18 protein-coding genes are annotated in these 18118 nt (G+C 64.5%); 15 read left to right on the top strand and 3 right to left on the bottom strand.

The window, feature by feature from the left end:
• Window positions 1-93: 93 nt before the first annotated feature.
• The 7 genes from AC5I5I_RS08485 to AC5I5I_RS08455 all read left to right on the top strand — a co-directional run bounded on the left by AC5I5I_RS08485 (window position 94) and on the right by AC5I5I_RS08455 (window position 6703).
• A complete protein-coding gene (locus tag AC5I5I_RS08485; protein ID WP_495971871.1) occupies window positions 94-1080 on the top strand; it encodes a tripartite tricarboxylate transporter substrate binding protein BugD in 987 nt (328 codons plus the stop codon).
• A gap of 131 nt (window positions 1081-1211) precedes the next feature.
• Window positions 1212-2006 (top strand): thymidylate synthase, encoded by a 795-nt coding sequence (locus AC5I5I_RS08480; protein WP_495971869.1) that lies wholly within the window; start codon window positions 1212-1214, stop codon window positions 2004-2006.
• Complete coding sequence (locus AC5I5I_RS08475) at window positions 2003-2578, top strand: dihydrofolate reductase (RefSeq protein ID WP_495971867.1); 576 nt, start codon at window positions 2003-2005, stop codon at window positions 2576-2578. The genes AC5I5I_RS08480 and AC5I5I_RS08475 overlap by 4 nt, the downstream gene beginning before the upstream one ends.
• Window positions 2579-2653: 75 nt before the next feature.
• Window positions 2654-3823: an FtsH protease activity modulator HflK gene (gene hflK, locus AC5I5I_RS08470; RefSeq protein WP_495971865.1), complete on the top strand. Its 1170-nt coding sequence runs from the start codon at window positions 2654-2656 to the stop codon at window positions 3821-3823.
• 11 nt (window positions 3824-3834) lie between these two features.
• Complete coding sequence (gene hflC, locus AC5I5I_RS08465; RefSeq protein ID WP_495971863.1) at window positions 3835-4767, top strand: protease modulator HflC; 933 nt, start codon at window positions 3835-3837, stop codon at window positions 4765-4767.
• 27 nt (window positions 4768-4794) lie between these two features.
• On the top strand, window positions 4795-4980 hold the full coding sequence (locus AC5I5I_RS08460) for a DUF2065 domain-containing protein (RefSeq protein ID WP_495971861.1): 186 nt from the start codon (window positions 4795-4797) through the stop codon (window positions 4978-4980).
• Between the two features lie 160 nt (window positions 4981-5140).
• Window positions 5141-6703 (top strand): Do family serine endopeptidase, encoded by a 1563-nt coding sequence (locus AC5I5I_RS08455; RefSeq protein ID WP_495971859.1) that lies wholly within the window; start codon window positions 5141-5143, stop codon window positions 6701-6703.
• A gap of 41 nt (window positions 6704-6744) precedes the next feature.
• Here the strand turns inward: AC5I5I_RS08455 and serB are convergent, their stop codons facing one another.
• Complete coding sequence (gene serB / locus AC5I5I_RS08450) at window positions 6745-7644, bottom strand: phosphoserine phosphatase SerB (protein WP_495971857.1); 900 nt, start codon at window positions 7642-7644, stop codon at window positions 6745-6747.
• Window positions 7645-7658: 14 nt separating this feature from the next.
• Here serB and miaA point away from each other — a divergent pair, with 14 nt between their 5' ends.
• Together miaA and AC5I5I_RS08440 are read left to right on the top strand one after the other, a co-directional pair.
• On the top strand, window positions 7659-8567 hold the full coding sequence (gene miaA, locus AC5I5I_RS08445) for a tRNA (adenosine(37)-N6)-dimethylallyltransferase MiaA (RefSeq protein WP_495971855.1): 909 nt from the start codon (window positions 7659-7661) through the stop codon (window positions 8565-8567).
• Between the two features lie 57 nt (window positions 8568-8624).
• The gene (locus tag AC5I5I_RS08440; protein ID WP_495971853.1) at window positions 8625-9743 is read left to right on the top strand and encodes a caspase family protein; all 1119 of its coding nucleotides are present in this window, start codon (window positions 8625-8627) and stop codon (window positions 9741-9743) included.
• 45 nt (window positions 9744-9788) lie between these two features.
• Here AC5I5I_RS08440 and AC5I5I_RS08435 read toward each other — a convergent pair whose 3' ends face one another.
• Entirely contained in the window at window positions 9789-10607 is an 819-nt protein-coding gene (locus AC5I5I_RS08435; RefSeq protein ID WP_495971851.1) for an RMD1 family protein, read from the bottom strand.
• Window positions 10608-10614: 7 nt separating this feature from the next.
• Window positions 10615-10953 carry a CsbD family protein gene (locus AC5I5I_RS08430; RefSeq protein WP_495971849.1) on the bottom strand — a complete coding sequence of 113 codons (339 nt, stop codon included), beginning with the start codon at window positions 10951-10953 and terminating at the stop codon, window positions 10615-10617.
• Window positions 10954-11249: 296 nt separating this feature from the next.
• On the opposite strand from AC5I5I_RS08430, the gene AC5I5I_RS08425 reads away from it, so the two are divergent.
• From AC5I5I_RS08425 to AC5I5I_RS08400, 6 genes are all read left to right on the top strand, one after another.
• Entirely contained in the window at window positions 11250-13010 is a 1761-nt protein-coding gene (locus AC5I5I_RS08425; RefSeq protein WP_495971847.1) for an acetolactate synthase 3 large subunit, read from the top strand.
• 164 nt (window positions 13011-13174) lie between these two features.
• The gene (gene ilvN, locus AC5I5I_RS08420; protein ID WP_495971845.1) at window positions 13175-13726 is read left to right on the top strand and encodes an acetolactate synthase small subunit; all 552 of its coding nucleotides are present in this window, start codon (window positions 13175-13177) and stop codon (window positions 13724-13726) included.
• Window positions 13727-13865: 139 nt separating this feature from the next.
• Complete coding sequence (locus AC5I5I_RS08415; RefSeq protein WP_495972561.1) at window positions 13866-15698, top strand: heavy metal translocating P-type ATPase; 1833 nt, start codon at window positions 13866-13868, stop codon at window positions 15696-15698.
• 30 nt (window positions 15699-15728) lie between these two features.
• On the top strand, window positions 15729-16325 hold the full coding sequence (locus AC5I5I_RS08410) for a LysE family translocator (RefSeq protein WP_495971843.1): 597 nt from the start codon (window positions 15729-15731) through the stop codon (window positions 16323-16325).
• Between the two features lie 42 nt (window positions 16326-16367).
• Window positions 16368-16805 carry an RrF2 family transcriptional regulator gene (locus tag AC5I5I_RS08405; RefSeq protein WP_495971841.1) on the top strand — a complete coding sequence of 146 codons (438 nt, stop codon included), beginning with the start codon at window positions 16368-16370 and terminating at the stop codon, window positions 16803-16805.
• Between the two features lie 228 nt (window positions 16806-17033).
• The gene (locus tag AC5I5I_RS08400; RefSeq protein ID WP_495971839.1) at window positions 17034-18047 is read left to right on the top strand and encodes a sulfate ABC transporter substrate-binding protein; all 1014 of its coding nucleotides are present in this window, start codon (window positions 17034-17036) and stop codon (window positions 18045-18047) included.
• The last annotated feature ends 71 nt before the right edge of the window (window positions 18048-18118 follow it).

Genomic DNA, 18118 nt, shown 5'->3' with positions numbered 1-18118 from the left:
GAAACGCCGCCCAAACTCTATTCCGCTACAGTGATGGGCGGGATTGGGCCGCTAAAAGACATTGGAAACGCCCCCTTCGGAGGAACTCAGGCCATGGCTTTGCTATCTCGTCTTGCCGGCGCGTTCGCCGGCCTGTCCGCGCTCGCGGCACTCTCGGCGCCGGCGCTGGCGCAGTCCTATCCGTCGCGGCCGATCACCATGATCGTGCCGTTTGCCGCCGGCGGCCCGACCGACATCGTCGCGCGCATCGTCGCCGACAACATGTCGAAGACGCTCGGCCAGCAGATCGTCATCGAAAACGTGGTCGGTGCCGGCGGAACCACCGGCGCCACCCGCGCGATGCGTGCCACCCCCGATGGCTACACCATCATCATGGGCCATATGGGAACCCATGCCGCCGCGGTCGCGCTCTATCCCAAGCTCGCCTATCACCCGATCAATAACTTCGAGCCGATCGGGCTCGCCGCCGGCACCCCTGTCCTGATCGTGGCCAAGAAGGACTTTCCGGCCAAGGACCTGAAGGAGTTCGCCGCCTACGTGAAGGCGAATGCCGACAAGGTGAATGCCGCCCATGCCGGCGTCGGTTCGGTCTCGTTCACCAGCTGCCTGCTGCTGAATTCGGTGCTGGACGTGAAGCCGACCGCGATTCCGTTCCAGGGCACGGGACCGGCCCTGAACGCGCTGCTCGGCGGCCAGGTCGATTACATGTGCGACCAGATCGTCAACCTGGTGCCGCAGATCAAGGCCGGCAACATCAAGGCCTATGGCATCGGCACGCCCGACCGGAACCCGGCGCTGCCCGACGTTCCGACCACCAAGGAGGCCGGCCTCCCGCAATTCGAAGTGTCGGCCTGGAACGCGCTGTTCGCGCCCAAGGGGACGCCGAAGGAAGCGCTCGACAAGCTGTCCGACGCGCTGTCGAAGGCGCTCGATGACGAGGGCGTGCGCAAGCGTCTGCTCGACCTCGGCAGCGACATTCCCGGACCCGACCGTCGCGGCCAGGCGGCCCTGAACAAGCTGGTGGACGGCGAAATCAACCGCTGGACCCCGGTGATCAAGGCTTCGGGCATCACGCAATAAGCAGGTTCCCGCAGAATTCGCGTGCAGGGGCGGCCGGTCACGGCCGCCCCTTTTCATGTGGGGAATCGGCTAGCTTGCGGGTCGAGACAGGCGCGCTTTGATAAGGTCCGACCAAGAGGCCGGATGAACCGATGAAGCAATATCTCGATCTGATGCAATACGTGCTCCGCGACGGCGTGGAGAAGCGCGACCGGACCGGGACCGGGACGCTGTCGGTGTTCGGCCATCAAATGCGCTTCAACCTGCGTGACGGCTTTCCGCTGGTCACCACCAAGAAGCTGCACGTCAAGTCGATCGTGCACGAATTGCTGTGGTTCCTGCAGGGCGACACCAACGTCAAATATCTGCGCGATAACGGCGTCACCATCTGGGACGAGTGGGCGGACGAGAACGGCGATCTCGGTCCGGTCTACGGCCGGCAATGGCGCTCATGGCCCGCCCGCGACGGCGGCACCATCGATCAGATCGCGGGCCTGATGCGCGACCTCGAACGCAATCCGGATTCGCGCCGCCTGATCGTGACCGCCTGGAATCCGGCCGATATCGGCGACATGGCGCTGCCGCCGTGCCACTGCCTGTTTCAGTTCTATGTCGCGGAGGGCCGGCTGTCTTGCCAGCTCTACCAGCGTTCCGCCGATATTTTTCTCGGCGTGCCGTTCAACATCGCGTCCTATGCGCTGCTGACCATGATGGTGGCGCAGGTGGCGGGGCTGAAGCCGGGCGAGTTCATCCACACGCTGGGCGATGCGCATCTGTATCTCAATCACGTCGATCAGGCCGAACTGCAATTGTCGCGGGCGCCGCGGGCATTGCCGGTGATGACGATTGATCCCTCGGTGCGGGACATCTTCGCGTTCCGCTACGAGCATTTCGCGCTCGAAGGCTATGACCCGCATCCGCATATCAAGGCGAAGGTGGCCGTGTGAGCGATAGCTCCTCTGCCGCGCCGCAGCCCGCAGCCGCGCGTAGCCCCGTTCCCATCATCCTCGTGGTCGCGGTCGCCGAGAACGGCGTTATCGGGCGCGACAACCAATTGCCGTGGCGGATCAGGTCGGACCTGAAATTCTTCAAGTCCGTCACCCTGAACAAGCCGGTGGTGATGGGGCGCAAGACCTATCGGTCGATCGGCAAGCCGCTGCCGGGGCGGACCAATATCGTGATCACCCGGCAGCAGGATTTCGCCGCGCCGGGCATTTTGGTGGCGCCCGGCATCGATCAGGCGCTATCGGCCGCGCGCGGCGACGCCTTGCGGCGCGGCGCCGACGCCATCGCGGTGATCGGCGGCACCGAGATTTTCGCGCAGACCCTGCCTTTGGCGGATCGCCTCATTTTGACGCTGGTCCATGCAAATCCGCCGGGCGATACCTATTTCCCACCGGTCGACCCCGCGGTCTGGCGCGAAGCCGAACGGCTGCCGCAGCCCAAGGGGCCCGACGACGAATATGGCTTTACTATCGTTAATTATGAACGGGCGGCGCGGCATGAGCGCGCGTTGTAAGGGACAGGACCGTCCCCTATAACCGCGCCGAAGCATAGCGCGCCTATCGGACGGCCGCGCTCAAGGAGGATCGAGATGCCGTGGAGTAATCAGGGCGGTGGCGGTGGCGGCGGACCCTGGGGTTCGGGACCGAAGGGTCCCTGGGGTTCGGGGCCACAGTCCGGCGGCGGGACGCAGCCTCCCGATCTCGAGGACCTGCTGCGGCGGAGCCAGGACAAGCTGAAGACCGTGCTTCCGGGCGGCAGCTTTGGCGGCAAGATCGGCATTGCCGCGGCGCTGGTGGTGGCGCTTTTCCTCTGGGCCGTGTCCGGATTTTTCGTTGTCCAGCCGGGCGAACTCGGCGTCATCCAGCGCTTCGGTAAATATGTCCGCGATGCACCGGCGGGCTGGGGCTACACGTGGCCCTATCCGGTGGGCGCGGTGACCAAGGTCAATATCGAACGCATCAACCGCATCGATGTCGGCATGCGCATCGTCGACGATGCGCGGCGCGGCACTACGACTCGCGACATCCCGGAAGAGAGCCTGATGCTGACCGGCGACGAGAATATCGTCGACGTCGATTTCTCGGTGTTCTGGAAGATCCAGCCCGACCGCGGCGCCGGCAAGTTTCTGTTCAACATCCAGTTTCCCGAAGGCACGGTGAAAGCCGTCGCGGAAAGCGCGATGCGCGAGGTCATTGGCCGTTCCAACATCCAGCCGGTCCTCACCGGTGCGCGGCAGAATATTGAAAACGCCGTTCAGGAGTTGATGCAGAAGACGCTCGACGAGTATCAGTCGGGTATCCTGATCACGCAGGTGCAGTTGCAAAAGGTCGATCCGCCGACGCAGGTCATCGACGCGTTCCGTGACGTTCAGGCGGCGCGCGCCGACCTCGAACGCGCACAGAACGAGGCGCAGACCTACGCCAATCGCGTGGTCCCCGAAGCCCGCGGCCGTGCTGCGCAGATCATGCAGAATGCGGAAGCCTATCGCGAGCAGACCGTCGCCGACGCGACCGGCCAGACCGCCCGCTTCAACCAGATCTTCGAGCAATATGCCAAGGCGCCGCAGGTGACGCGCCAGCGCATGTATCTCGAAACCATGGAGCGGCTGTTCAGCGGCACCGACAAGATCATCCTCGATCCTGGCACCGGTGCCGGCGGGCAGGGGGTCGTGCCATATCTGTCTCTCGACCAGAACCGTCCGCGGCCGGCGCAGCCGCAGCAGCCGCAAGCGCAGCAGCCGCAAGCGCAACGCCGCTAAAGGAGCCTGACATGAAACTCGGTATCGCAGGCGGCGTGTTGCTGGTCCTGGTTTTGGCTGCGGCCTTCATTGGCTACAGCTCGGTCTTCACCGTTCCGGAGACGCGTCAGGCGATCGTGATCCGGCTCGGTGAGCCGCAGCGCGTGGTGTCGCAGGCCGGACTGCATTTCAAGGCGCCGTTCATCGACAGCGTCGTCTATATCGACAAGCGGATCCTCGACCTCGAAAACCCGGCGCAGGAAATCATTGCCGCCGACCAGAAGCGGCTCGTGGTCGATGCCTTCGCGCGCTACAAGATCGTCGAGCCGCTGCGCTTCTACCAGGCGATCGGGACGGTCCCGGCCGCGAATTCGCAGCTCGCCACGCTCCTGAACTCGTCGCTGCGCCGCGTGCTCGGCGAATCCTCGTTCCAGGACGTGGTTCGCGACGATCGCGACAAGCTGATGACCCGGATCCGCGAGCAACTCGATCGCGAAACCCAGCGTTACGGCATCAACGTGATCGACGTCCGTATCCGCCGCGCCGACCTGCCGGAGCAGAACAGCCAGGCGGTCTATCAGCGGATGCAGACCGAACGTCAGCGCGAAGCGGCCGAATTCCGCGCCCAGGGCTCGCAGCGTGCGCAGGAAATCCGCTCACGCGCCGACCGCGACGTCACCGTGCTGCTGGCCGAGGCCAATGCCAAGGGCGAGCAGATCCGCGGTGAAGGCGATGCCACGCGTAACCGCATCTTCGCCGAATCCTACGGCAAGGACCCGGACTTTTTCGCCTTCTACCGCTCGATGCAGGCCTACGAGCAGGGGCTGGGCAACAACGACACCCGCATGGTGCTGAAGCCGGATTCCGAATTCTTCCGCTATTTCGTGGATCCGAGCGGACGTTCGGCGGCCTCTCCGCCGCAGCAGCCGTCACAACAGCTCGGATCGCCGACCGCCGCGAGGTAACCGCATCACGATCGATAGAAGCGGGGGATGTGGGACTTCATCGTCGCGATCGGGCTCGTGCTCGCGCTTGAGGGCTTGTTGTTTGCGGCGTTTCCGGGCGCCGCGAAACAGGCGATGGCAAACGTCCTCGAGACGCCCGACAGCATCCTGCGCGGGGTCGGGATCGCCAGCGCCCTGATCGGAATCGTCGTGATCTGGCTTATTCGCGGCTGAGCGGTGTTTATCCGCATGGCGGTGGCTTTTGGCTGCCGCTTTGCGGATTGCGGCGCAGTTTCGCCGCAATCACGTCCCCGTTTGCTGCTGGGTATTGTTCTTGCTTCAATTCCATGCCGGGGGCAGTGTTGATGCACGTCTTGCAGGAGAATTCGCAGACATGACGGCTTCTTTCGCCCTGTATTCAAAGGGGTTTCGCCGACCGGCCCTGGCCGCTTTGGCGGCCGCAATGCTGATGATGCCGGCGCTGCCGGGCCAGGCGCTGGCGCAGCGCGGGCCCGACAAGATTGCCGATGTGGCGGAAACCGTCATCGACGCGGTGGTCAACATCTCGACCTCGCAGCGGGTGGAGGCCGCCAACCGGCCGGGCTCGCGCCGCTCGGAGCGCCCCGGACAGGAAGAGGGGCCCGGACAGTCGCCGCAGGTTCCGCCCGGTTCCCCGTTCGAGGATTTCTTCAAGGATTTCTTTGAGAACCGCCGCGGCGGTCCCGGAGGCCAAGGCGGGCAGGGCGGCCAGGGCGAAAACCGGGCGCCGCGCCGTGCGTCGTCGCTCGGCTCCGGCTTCGTCATCGACCCGTCCGGTCTGGTCGTGACCAACAATCACGTCATCGCCGACGCCGAAGAAATCACCGTGGTGTTCAACGACGGCTCGCGCCTGAAGGCGGAACTCGTCGGCCGCGATCCCAAGACCGATATCGCGCTGCTCAAGATCAATCCGGACAAGCCGCTGAAGGCCGTCAATTTCGGCGATTCCGACAAGGTCAGGCTCGGCGAATGGGTGATCGCGATCGGTAATCCGTTCAGCCTCGGCGGTTCGGTCAGCGCGGGCATCGTGTCGGCGCGCAATCGCGACATCCAGTCCGGACCGTATGACAATTATATCCAGACCGACGCCGCCATCAATCGCGGCAATTCGGGCGGGCCGCTGTTCAACCTCAATGGCGATGTGATCGGCGTCAACACCGCGATCATCTCGCCCTCCGGCGGCTCGATCGGTATCGGCTTTGCCGTTCCGTCGAAAGTCGTGATGGGGGTGATCGAGCAACTCCGCGAGTTCAAGGAAGTGCGGCGCGGCTGGCTCGGTGTCCGCATCCAGCAGGTGACCGACGACATCGCCGAGAGCCTCGGCCTCAAACAGGCGCGCGGTGCCCTGATCGCCGGCGTCGACGACAAGGGTCCGGCAAAGCCTGCCGGCATCGAGGCCGGCGACATCGTGATCAGGTTCGACGGCCGCGACATCAAGGAGATGCGCGACCTGCCGCGGATCGTCGCCGATACGCCGGTCGGCAGGGAGGTCGAGGTCATTGTCCTGCGCAAGGGCAAGGAAGAAAAGAAGACGGTGAAGCTCGGACGGCTCGAGGACGCGGAGAAGGCGAAACCGGCCTCGGTGCAGAGCGACGCCAAGCCCGACGACAAGACGGTGGTGAAGAAGGCGCTCGGCCTCGACCTGGCCAACATCTCGGCGGACCTGCGCAAGCGCTTCAAGATCAAGGACAGCGTCAACGGCGTGGTCATCACCGGCATCGACCAGAATTCCGCGGCGGCCGAAAAGCGGCTCAGCGCGGGCGACACCATCGTCGAGGTGGCGCAGGAGGCCGTCGCCAGCACCGACGATTTCCAGAAGAAGGTCGACAAGCTGAAGAAGGATGGCCGCAAGCTGGCGCTGCTGCTGGTGGCCAATCCGGAAGGCGAATTGCGCTTCGTGACGCTGGGGCTGCAGTAGGTCTCAGTCTCGTCCGGGGCGCGGCATCGCGCGCTCCGGAGTCATCCCTCTGCGACGAACTCATCCCGCCTGTAGCCCTGCAGATACAAGAGGCTCGTCAGATCTCCGTGGTCGATGCGGACGTCGGCGATTTCGGCGACCGCCGGCTTCGCATGATAGGCGACGCCGAGACCGGCCCGCCCGATCATCGCCAGATCGTTGGCGCCGTCGCCGACCGCGATGGTCTCCGCCAGCGGCAGACGCAGATGGCGTGCGACTTCGAGCAGCGTGTCGAGCTTGGCTTCGCGGCCGAGCACCGGCTCATCGACGTAGCCGGTCAGCTTGCCATCCTCGACCAGCAGCGTGTTGGCGTGGTTTTCGTCGAAGCCGATCAGCCCGGCGACCTCGCGGGTGAACAGCGAAAACCCGCCCGAGACCAGCACGGTATGCGCGTCGTGCGCGCGCATGGTGGCGATCAGCGCGCGGGCGCCCGGCATCAGCGTGATGCGCGTTGCGATCACCTCGTCGATCACCGAGAGCGGCAGGCCCTTGAGCAGCGCCACGCGCTCGCGTAGCGCCGGCTCGAAGGCGATCTCACCACGCATGGCGCGCTCGGTGATCGCCGACACATGGTCTTTCAGCCCGACCATATCGGCCAGTTCGTCGATGCATTCCTGGCCGATCATGGTGGAATCCATGTCGGCCAGCAGCAGCTTCTTGCGCCGTTGCGCCAGCGGCTGGACCGCAAGATCGAGGGGCGCCCCGGCGAGCGCCGTGCGCAGGTGTTCGGCCACGTGTCGTTGGTCGATCGGGCCCTGCGGGATAAATTCGATATCGGCCGCCACGTCACGGTCGAGCCAGTGTATGTCGGTGGTCTGCGGCAGCGCCGCGCGGGCGCGCGCGATCAGGTCGTCGGTCAGGCGCGTTTCGGGGGCGGCAATGAGGGTTGCGACGTGAGTCATGGACGGGCGCTGCGATGAAGAAGGCCGTGCTTATCGCAGGGCCGACCGCCAGCGGCAAGTCGGCGCTGGCGCTGGCGCTCGCCGAACGCTTCGGCGGCGCGATCATCAACGCGGATTCCATGCAGGTCTATCGCGACCTGCGGGTGCTGACGGCGCGGCCGAGTATCGAGGAGGAGGCGCGCGCTCCGCATCACCTGTTCGGGCATGTCGATGCGGCGGTGAATTATTCGGCCGGCCAATATGTCGCCGATGCGGCCCGAGTTGTGGCGGAGCTTCCGGCGGACCGGCTTCAAATCTTTGTCGGCGGCACCGGGCTTTATTTCAAGGCGCTGACCAGCGGGCTTGCCGCGATCCCGCCGATCGATCCGGCGATCCGCAACGCCTGGCGCGATCGGCTCGCGCGCGAAGGCGTCGAGGCCTTGCATGCCGAACTCACTGTCCGCGATCCCGTTGCGGCGGCCCGGATCATGGTGCGCGACCGCTCGCGCATCCTGCGGGCGCTGGAAGTCCTCGATGCCACCGGGCGGCCGATTGCGGATTGGCACCGCGAGGGCATGCCGCCGGTCATCGACGCGGACAGGACGATCCGCATTTTCCTCCATCCGGCACGCGATTCTTTGATTACGCGGATCGAGACGCGTTTCGCAACGATGCTGCAGGCTGGCGCGCTCGACGAAGTGCGCGCGCTTGCGGCGCGTGATCTGCCGGATACCTTGCCTGCGATGAAGGCCCATGGCGTGCCGTGGCTGCGCCGCTATCTCGACGGCGACATCTCGCGCGACGAGGCGGCAGCCGGGTCGATCATGGATACGCGCCGCTATGCCAAGCGGCAGGTGACCTGGTTCCGCAACCAGATGCCGGGCTGGACCTGGGTCGCGCCCGAGGAGGGCATGGCGGCGGCGGAAACTTTGATGCAGACTTGAACCGGCCGCCCGCGGCGCGCGACCAAAAGTCGAGTCGTAAAGCGAGAGGACGCCAGTATGAACCGGATTCTCCAATTCGCCGGGGCCGCCGCGATTGCCGCGGGCTTGCTCGGCGCTTCACCCGCACTCGCGCAGGACAAGAAGGTCGCGCTGGTGATCGGCAATGCTGCGTACACCAATGTGGTCTCGCTGAAAAATCCGGTCAATGACGCGGCCGATACCGGCGAGGCATTGAAGCGGATCGGGTTCGTCGTCACGACGCTGAGCGACGCTCCGGTCGCCGATATGCGCCGCTCGCTGAAAGCATTTGGCGATAAGGCCAGGCTCGCCGAAGTCGCGGTGGTGTTCTATTCGGGCCATGCGCTGCAATCCGACGGCGTCGCTTGGCTGCTGGCGAGCGACGGGCAGGCGCGCTCGCTCGCCGACATCACCAAGGGTTCGATCAGCCTGCCGGAAATTCTCGAACAGCTCGAGGGTGTCGAAAAGGCCGGCGTGGTGTTCATCGATGCGGCGCGCAACGATCCGTTTGGCGAGGCCCAGAAGCGGCAATTGCCGTCCGGCCTGAAAAAGCAGGTCGAAGAGCCGAAGAATGTGCTGGTCAGTTTTGCCACCGGCGCCGGCCGCAAGGTCGCCGACGGGGAGGGGCGCAACAGCCCGTTCACCACGGCGCTGCTGAAACATATCGAGGAGCCGGGGCTCGAACTGATCGCGCTGATGAAGCGCGTGCGCGAGGATGTGGTGCGCTTGACCGCCGGCGAGCAGGTGCCGTCCTTCTATATCTCCGCCGCGGACGATGCGTATTTTGTGGCGGCGCTGCCGAAGGCGGAGCCGTCCCAGCCGGCGTCGCCCGAGCCGGTCCCGGCTGCTCCGCAAGCCACCGCTCCGGAAACGCCGGCTGAACCTGCGCCCGCTCCGCAAGCGGCGGTCCCCGCCTCACATGCTATCGCGCCGGAGCAACCGGTTACGTCTGTGCCGGCACCTGTCGCCCCCGATGCGGCTGTTGCACCGTCTTCTGCGCCTGCAGAGAAGATTGCCGAAGCGCCCGTGCCGGCTCCTGCTGCCACGCCTGCGGCCGAGGCCGAGCCGTCCGCGGCGGATGCTGCCAGCAGTTCAGATGCCACCGAAAAGCCGCGCGAACAATCGCAGCCGATCGAGACGAAGCATCCAAACGATTGATGGGCAGTCAGGCCGGGGCGCTGCTTGCGGGCCTCGGCAATGTCCTCACTTAAAGTGCTTGAAGAACTCGTAGAAGGTGAACAGCACTTCGATCACGATCAGCGCCACGATCGCGATTTCGAGGCGCACGCTGCGTGACGCATCGATCAGGTCGGTGAGCGTCCGTGCGGTCTCGCCGACGACATCGATCTTGCGCGCGAGCGCGGCCGATCGCTCCTTCAGTTCGTATTCGTCGGCGAGGCGCGCATGCAGGCGTTCGAGGTCGAACCGGTCCCAGAGCACGTCGGGCTTTTCCTCGATCTCGACGCGGCCGGTGAGGCGCTGACGCACCAGCAGTGACTGGCCGATCACCTTCAGCATGTTGCTGCGATCGGTCGGTGTGCGTCCGCCGGCGGCAAGTTTCGCGGCCAAAGGCTCGACGATGTCGAACACGCCGCGAACCTCGCGTTCCTGATGCGCCAGCACGACATTCTTGGCGAGTGCGTCGGCGATCACGACCAGCCGCGCCGGCGACAGGTCTTTCACCTTGATGGCGCCGCCCGGATCGATCTGGTCGTCCTGATCCGGTCCAATCTCCAGGGTTGCGGTCTCGTCCTCGATCCGCGTCGCCGGCGTGATGATGCGCGGACCCAGGCCGCGCACGGTCTCGTCCTCCTCGATCGGCGACAGGCCGATCAGCACCGCGACGCCGTAGCGGAACAGCACCACGTAGCCGTCACCATTGCGGAAGGCGAGGGGCACGGTGTTGATGACGTCGCTGCGTTCGAGGCCGGCGGTGTCGATGCGTTCGCCGACGAGCAGCGCGCGCGCGGTCAGCCGCTTGCCCGCGACGGTCGGAGCCTGAGGAGGCGCGGCGTCGGCCACGTGGCGCTCACTTCAGGGTCTTCAGCCACTCGTCGATCTGGCGGTCGGCGCTTTCACGATCGATGCCGTAACGCGACTGGATGAAGCCGTTCAGCGCCTCGCGGCGGCCGCGCGCTTCCTGGATTTCGTTATGGGTGAGCTTGCCCCAGCGCTCCTTGACCGCGCCCTTCATGCGCTTCCAGTTGCCGGACACCTTGTTCCAGGCCTTGGAGCGCAACGTCTCCTTCACAGGAGCCGGCTCGGACACCTGCGCAGGAGCATTTTGAGCAAAGGCGCCCGGGGCCGTGCCCGCGCCGAGCGTCAGGCAGCCTGCCAGGGCGGCCGCCAGAAATCGTGATTTCGCCATGGGTGCATCTCGTCTTAGGTTCCCGGCCTCAATATATCGTCTGGTGGCCGCTGTCCCGATCGTGTCGGCCGCTTGACCGGTGGGGGTTTTGACCTTATACCCTCGCGCAACGTTCGTACTGAGAAGAGCCATGTCGCGCAATTTTATTTCGTTCTCGGTGGTAATCGTAGGAAGGCGCATCGCCGGGGGTGGCTGAAGCCATCCTTGCCGGACGATGCGCCGTACCGAAGGGCCGTGAGGCCCTTTTTTCATTCCAGACACCGCGGGACGACGCGAATTCAGGTGGAGCAGAGATCATGACCAAGGAACTGACCGGCGCCGAAATGGTGATCGAGGCGCTCGCCGATCAGGGCGTGCAGCACATCTTCGGCTATCCGGGCGGCGCGGTGCTGCCGATCTATGATGCCATTTTCCAGCAGGAGAGGGTCAAGCACGTTCTGGTCCGCCATGAGCAGGGCGCTGTCCATATGGCCGAAGGCTATGCGCGTTCGACCGGCAAGGTCGGCTGCGTGCTGGTGACGTCGGGCCCGGGTGCGACCAATGCGGTGACCGGTCTGGCCGACGCGCTGATGGATTCGATCCCGATCGTCTGCATCACCGGCCAGGTGCCCACACATCTGATCGGCAACGACGCCTTCCAGGAATGCGACACGGTCGGCATCACGCGGCCCTGCACCAAGCACAATTACCTGGTGAAGCGGATCGAAGACCTGCCGCGCGTGCTACACGAGGCGTTCTATGTCGCGGCGAGCGGGCGTCCGGGGCCGGTGGTGGTCGATATCCCGAAGGACATCCAGTTCGCAAAGGGCACCTATTCGGGTCCGCAGAACATCAAGCACAAGACCTATACGCCGAAGATCAAGGGCGACCTCGATCGCATCAAGCAGGCCGTCGACCTGATGGCCAAGGCGAAGCGTCCGCTATTCTATACCGGCGGCGGCATCATCAATTCCGGCAAGGAGGCGAGCCATCTCCTGCGCGAACTGGTGAAGCTGACCGGCTTCCCGATCACCTCGACGCTGATGGGGCTCGGCGCCTTTCCCGCGGCCGATCCGCAATGGCTCGGCATGCTCGGCATGCACGGCACCTATGAAGCCAACATGGCGATGCACGATTGCGACGTCATGATCTGCATCGGCGCCCGCTTCGACGATCGCATCACCGGACGGCTGGATGCGTTTGCGCCGTATTCGAAGAAGATCCATATCGACATCGATCCGTCTTCGATCAACAAGAACGTCAAGGTCGACGTGCCGATCGTCGGCGATTGCGCGCATGTGCTGGAAGACATGACGCGGATGTGGCGCACCGCGTCGATTCAGCCCGACAAGAAGGCGATGGGCGAGTGGTGGAAGCTGATCGACAAGTGGCGTGCCCGCAAGTCGCTGAGCTACCGGCCCTCGAACGACATCATCAAGCCGCAATACGCAATCCAGCGATTGTTCGAACTGACCAAGGATCGCGACACCTACATCACCACCGAAGTCGGCCAGCATCAGATGTGGGCGGCGCAATTCTACCAGTTCCAGGAGCCGAACCGCTGGATGACCTCGGGCGGGCTCGGCACCATGGGTTACGGCCTGCCGGCCGCGGTCGGCGTGCAGATGGCGCATCCGAAATCGCTGGTGATCGATATCGCCGGCGAGGCCTCGGTGCAGATGACCATGCAGGAAATCTCGACGGCGGTTCAGTACCGGCTGCCGATCAAGGTCTTCATCCTCAACAATCAATACATGGGCATGGTGCGGCAATGGCAGGAATTGCTGCACGGCAATCGCTATTCGGAAAGCTATTCGGAAGCCTTGCCGGATTTCGTCAAGCTTGCGGAGGCGATGCATGCGCACGGCATCCGCTGCAAGAAGCCGGGCGAGCTCGACGATGCGATCAAGGAGATGATCGATATCGACAAGCCGGTGATCTTCGATTGCGTGGTCGACCAGAAGGAAAACTGCTTCCCGATGATTCCGTCCGGCCGCGCGCATAACGAGATGATCCTCGGCGATGCGGCGGAGAGCCTCGACGAGGCGATCACCGAAGAAGGCAAGATGCTGGTTTGACTTCTCTTTCCCTCGCCCCTTTGGGAGAGGGTGCTGAGCCGCGAAGCGGCGAAGCGGGTGAGGGGTAATGCAAGAATTGACGAAGTGACCCCTCACCCGGCTCGCTTCGCTCGCCACCCTCTCCCTCAAGGGGAGCGGGTTTAGACCGAGCAAGGATTAAGATCGTGAACGCAAACGTGCCATCCACTTCGCATTATCCCGCAGCGCCGACCGCGCAGCTCGTCGAGCGGCATACGTTGTCCGTGCTGGTCGACAACGAGCCCGGTGTGCTGGCGCGGGTCATCGGCCTGTTTTCCGGCCGCGGCTACAATATCGACTCGCTGACGGTCTCCGAGACCGAGCACGAGAAGCACCTGTCGCGCATCACCATCGTCACCCGCGGCACGCCGATGGTGATCGAGCAGATCAAGCATCAGCTCGAACGGCTGGTGCCGGTGCATCGGGTCAACGATCTCACGGTGTCGGGACCGGCGATCGAGCGCGAACTCGCCATGGTCAAGGTGCGCGGCAAGGGCGATCATCGTGTCGAGGCGCTGCGTCTGGCCGACGCCTTCCGTGCGCGGGTGATCGACGCGACGACGGAAAGCTTCGTGTTCGAGATCACCGGCAAGAGCGACAAGATCGATCAGTTCGTCGAGCTGATGTTGCCGCTCGGGCTGGTCGAAGTCTCGCGCACCGGCGTGGTCGCGATCGGCCGCGGTCCGGAGGCGATGTAGCGGCCCGATCCCGGCGCTCTTTTTTTCGCGTTCGCCTGAACAGCGAGCGCCGTGTGTTATGATTCCGACCGTCATGGTAGCCGCCGCAAAGTGACGCAAGGTGCAAGCGATCCACGAACTGACACTGCGTCCCGTGCTGATGGCCGTCGCGGTCATGGGCCTTGCGGCGGGCGTGATCGCACGGTTCGCCGGCGCTGAGAGCTGGTCGAACGCATTCCTGATTGCGGGCGTGGTCCCGGTCCTCGCGGCGTTGATCGTCGAAATCTGGCAAAGCCTGCGCGCCGGGAAGGTTGGCCTCGATATCGTGGCTGCGCTGTCGATGAGTGCCGCGCTCGCGGTTGGCGAAAATCTCGCCGCTGCCATCGTCGCGCTGATGTATGCCGGCGGACAATATCTCGAGCGTTTCGCCGAAGGCCGCGCGCGCCGCGACATGTCGGCGCTGCTCGAGCGGGTGCCGCGCCTTGCGATCCGTCATCGCGATGGCGCGCTGGAAGAAGTCCCGATTGACGCGATCGTCCCCGGCGACCTGCTGCTGATCCGTCGCGGCGACATCGTGCCGGTCGACGGCACGGTGGCAGCGGGCGTGGCGGTTCTGGATCAATCGGCGCTGACCGGCGAATCCGTCCCGGTGCAACTGGCAGCGGGCGCCGACGCCATGAGCGGCTCCACCAATGCCGGCGAGAGCTTCGACCTCATTGCAATGCGCCCCGCCGGCGAAAGTACCTATGCCGCAATCGTACGACTCGTCGAGCAGGCGCAACACTCGCGGGCGCCAATGGCGCGGCTGGCGGATCGTTATTCGCTGGTCTTCCTCGGCGTCACCGTGACGCTTGCCTGTGCCGCCTGGTTCGGCAGCGGCGATCCCGTTCGTGCCGTGGCGGTGCTGGTGGTGGCGACGCCGTGTCCGCTCATCCTGGCGGTACCCATCGCGCTCGTGTCCGGAATGTCGCGCGCCGCACGCAGCGGCATCCTGATCAAAAGCGGTGCTGCACTGGAGACGCTGGGGCGTATTCGATCGCTGGTGATCGACAAGACCGGCACGCTGACCGTTGGCAGGCCGGAGGTGTCGCAAATCCTGCCGACCGGACCGCTCGAGCCGGTCGCGCTGCTGCGCCTTGCGGCCTCGCTCGATCAGGCCTCGCAACATGTGGTGGCGGCTGCGATCGTGGCGGACGCGCGGCGGCGTGGGCTGATGCTTGCCATACCGGCGGACGTGTCCGAAACGCCGGGCGAGGGCGTTACCGGCAATGTCGACGGCCACCGTGTCGCGATCGGCGGGCGGCGCTTCGTCTCAACGGCCATCGGCAAGCCGTTCGTCCGCCGGGAAGGCCTGTCGCACGGCGCGCTCACCGTGCATGTCGCCATCGATGGCGTCCATGCCGGGATCATCGTTCTCAGCGACCGGCTGCGGGACGGCACCGGCGACCTGTTGACCCGCCTGCGCGATCTCGGCATCGAACGTATCGTCCTTGCGACCGGCGATCGCAAAGATGTCGCGCATGCGGTGACCCAGGGCCTCGCGGTCGATGCCGTACGCGCCGAATTATCGCCGGACCAGAAGGTGCTGGTGGTATTGTCGGAGCGCAAGAACGGTCCTGTCATGATGGTCGGCGATGGCGTGAATGATGCGCCCGCATTGGCCGCGGCTGATGTCGGCCTTGCGATGGGCGCGCGCGGCGCGGCGGCATCGGCGCAGGCCGCCGATATCGTGCTCCTGGTCGACGATCTGGCCCGGCTCTATCCGGCGGTCTGGATTGCGCAGCGCGCGCGTTCCATTGCGCTGCAGAGCGTGTTAGCCGGAATAGGCTTGTCGGGGCTTGCGATGATCGTGGCCGCGCTGGGATATCTGCCGCCGGTCCAGGGGGCGATCCTGCAGGAAGCGATCGACGTTGCGGTCATCGTCAATGCGCTGCGGGTGCTTGGCGGTGAGTCGGCGCTGGTCGCGACAAAGCCTCCGGATTTAGAGGCGTAAAGCGGTTCATTTTGCTGGAAGGGGTCGGCGATGCCGATCGACACGTTCGTGGCGCTGGTCGTGTTTGCATCGGCGATGGCATTCACGCCGGGGCCGAACAACATCATGGTGACGGCGTCCGGCGTGAATTTCGGATTCACCCGAACCATCCCGCATATTCTCGGCATCACCTTCGGCTTTGTCGTGTTGCTCGTTGGCTGCGCCGCCGGCCTCGGCGCGCTCGTGGCGGCCTGGCCGCCGCTTCAAACCGCGCTGAAGGTCATCGGTTCGCTCTATCTCGTCTGGCTGGCCTGGAAGATCGCGACCGCGGCACCGGCGTCCGCCGACGACAAGCACGTCGCGCAGCCGATCACCTTCCTGCAGGCGGCGCTGTTTCAGTGGGTCAACCCCAAGGCCGTGGTGATCGCGCTCTCCGCAATTGCGATCTATGTCCGGCCGGGACATTGGCTGACCGATTTCATGGTACTGGCCGCGGTGTTTGCGGTCGCCACCGTTTTCGCGGTCGCGACCTGGACCGGCTTTGGCGTGGCCTTGCGGCGGGTGCTGAGCGACCCGAAACATGCCCGCGTCTTCAACATCGCGATGGCGCTGCTGCTGGTCGCCAGCATCGTGCCGATGGTGATGTGATCCATCTTGGCCGGTACGCCGGAACCGCGTAATCCTTGATCCATGCTCTCGCGCCGCGCCAAATATGCCCTCCGGGCGATGATCTATCTCGCCGGCCACAGAGGCGCCGCGCCGGTCTCTGTGCGCGACATCTCGCAGGATCTGAAAATCCCCCGGCCGTTCCTCGAGCAGATCTTCTCCGAGCTGAAGCGATCCAACCTGCTGGTTTCGACCCGCGGCAACCAGGGCGGCTTCCTGCTCAGCCGCTCTCCCAAGGACATCAATCTGGCCGAAATCATCCGTCATATCGACGGGCCGCTGGCACTGGCGCCCTGCGCCAGCCAGACGGCGTTCCGGCAATGCCCGGACTGCGTCGATTTGCACATCTGCCAGCTTCGGCCGGCACTGATCGCGGCGCGCGACGCGACCGCGAAAGTGCTTGAGAAAACAACACTGGCGCAAGCCGCCGCAGAAAAATCTACTCCCGGGACCCCTGTATAAATAATACTATTCTGATTGATTTAGTCGGAATTAGATGCTCCCATCGTGTCCGGGGTTGAACGGGATTCCCGTCGATTCCTGTGACGTGCGGGGGCACTGGAGCAGGTTCGTCCTTCATTTCCGGGCGCTGTCGCATCTCACCGAACCGAACCCGGGGCATCGTCCGCTATTGGCGGCGAACCCACAACGCTTGCCGGACGTTGAAAGTCCGGCCGATGGAGGTGGCAGATGCGTCTTCTGGCTTCGGCAGTCGCGATCGCGGCGATGACCGTGACGGCACAATTCGGAAGCGTCGGTAGCGCTTCCGCCCAGGACAAGCTGGTCAACGTATCCTACGACCCGACTCGCGAACTCTATCGCGATTATGCCGATTACTTCGCCAAGTTCTGGAAACAGAAAACCGGCCGCTCGGTCGAGATCAGCAACAGCCACGGCGGCTCCGGCGCACAGGTCCGGTCAGTGATCGATGGCTTGCCCGCCGACGTCGTAACCTTCCCACTCGAAGGCGATATCCTCGGCATCGAGCAGAAGGGCCTGATCAATCCTGACTGGAAGAGCAAATTCCCGGACGCGTCGTCGCCCTACACATCGACCATCGTCTTCCTGGTTCGCAAGGGCAACCCGAAGAACATCAAGGACTGGAACGATCTGGCGAAGCGGGGCATCTCGGTCATCACGCCCAATCCGAAGACCTCGGGGGGCGCGCGCTGGAACTACCTCGCGGCCTGGGCCTACGAACTGGATCGCACCGGCGGCGACCAGAAGAAGGCGCAGGATTTCGTGGCCGCCATCTACAGGAACGTGCCTGTGCTCGACACCGGAGCGCGCGGCTCGACCAATACCTTCGTCCAGAACAAGGTGGGCGACGTATTGATCGCGTGGGAGAATGAGGCCCTGCTATCGCTCAAGGAGTTCGGTAAGGATTACGAGATCGTCGTGCCGTCGGTTTCGATCCTCGCCGAGGTGAAGGTTGCGATCGTTGACCGCAATGTCGACAGGAAGGGCACGCGCGAACTGGCCAAGGCGTTTCTGGATCAGCTTTATTCGCCGGAAGCGCAGAAGATCTTCGCGAAGCATTTCTACCGGCCCGGCAAGCCCGAGCATGCCGATCCCGCCGACCTCAAGGCTTTCCCGAAAGTCAAGCTGGTGAAAATCGACGACGTTTTCGGTGGATGGGCCAAGGCTCAGCCGACGCATTTCGATAACGGCGGCATCTTCGACAAAATCTACTCCAAGGATTGACGGGCTTTCGTCCAAGCGAACGGGCGGGTCGTGGGGCGCTTGTCGTCCTACGACCCGCAGGGTTTTCAGAC

The organism is Pseudorhodoplanes sp. (genome assembly GCF_059499825.1).
Note: the sequence above shows the minus strand (reverse complement) of the source record. Positions and strands in the feature narration are given on the sequence as shown.

Coding starts and splice junctions, on each gene's coding strand:
- AC5I5I_RS08485 (WP_495971871.1), top strand. CDS start 94: ATGGCTTTGCTATCTCGTCTTGCCGGCGCGTTCGCCGGCCTGTCCGCG.
- AC5I5I_RS08480 (WP_495971869.1), top strand. CDS start 1,212: ATGAAGCAATATCTCGATCTGATGCAATACGTGCTCCGCGACGGCGTG.
- hflK (WP_495971865.1), top strand. CDS start 2,654: ATGCCGTGGAGTAATCAGGGCGGTGGCGGTGGCGGCGGACCCTGGGGT.
- hflC (WP_495971863.1), top strand. CDS start 3,835: ATGAAACTCGGTATCGCAGGCGGCGTGTTGCTGGTCCTGGTTTTGGCT.
- AC5I5I_RS08460 (WP_495971861.1), top strand. CDS start 4,795: ATGTGGGACTTCATCGTCGCGATCGGGCTCGTGCTCGCGCTTGAGGGC.
- AC5I5I_RS08455 (WP_495971859.1), top strand. CDS start 5,141: ATGACGGCTTCTTTCGCCCTGTATTCAAAGGGGTTTCGCCGACCGGCC.
- serB (WP_495971857.1), bottom strand. CDS start 7,644: ATGACTCACGTCGCAACCCTCATTGCCGCCCCCGAAACGCGCCTGACC.
- miaA (WP_495971855.1), top strand. CDS start 7,659: ATGAAGAAGGCCGTGCTTATCGCAGGGCCGACCGCCAGCGGCAAGTCG.
- AC5I5I_RS08440 (WP_495971853.1), top strand. CDS start 8,625: ATGAACCGGATTCTCCAATTCGCCGGGGCCGCCGCGATTGCCGCGGGC.
- AC5I5I_RS08430 (WP_495971849.1), bottom strand. CDS start 10,953: ATGGCGAAATCACGATTTCTGGCGGCCGCCCTGGCAGGCTGCCTGACG.
- AC5I5I_RS08425 (WP_495971847.1), top strand. CDS start 11,250: ATGACCAAGGAACTGACCGGCGCCGAAATGGTGATCGAGGCGCTCGCC.
- AC5I5I_RS08415 (WP_495972561.1), top strand. CDS start 13,866: ATGGCCGTCGCGGTCATGGGCCTTGCGGCGGGCGTGATCGCACGGTTC.
- AC5I5I_RS08410 (WP_495971843.1), top strand. CDS start 15,729: ATGCCGATCGACACGTTCGTGGCGCTGGTCGTGTTTGCATCGGCGATG.
- AC5I5I_RS08405 (WP_495971841.1), top strand. CDS start 16,368: ATGCTCTCGCGCCGCGCCAAATATGCCCTCCGGGCGATGATCTATCTC.
- AC5I5I_RS08400 (WP_495971839.1), top strand. CDS start 17,034: ATGCGTCTTCTGGCTTCGGCAGTCGCGATCGCGGCGATGACCGTGACG.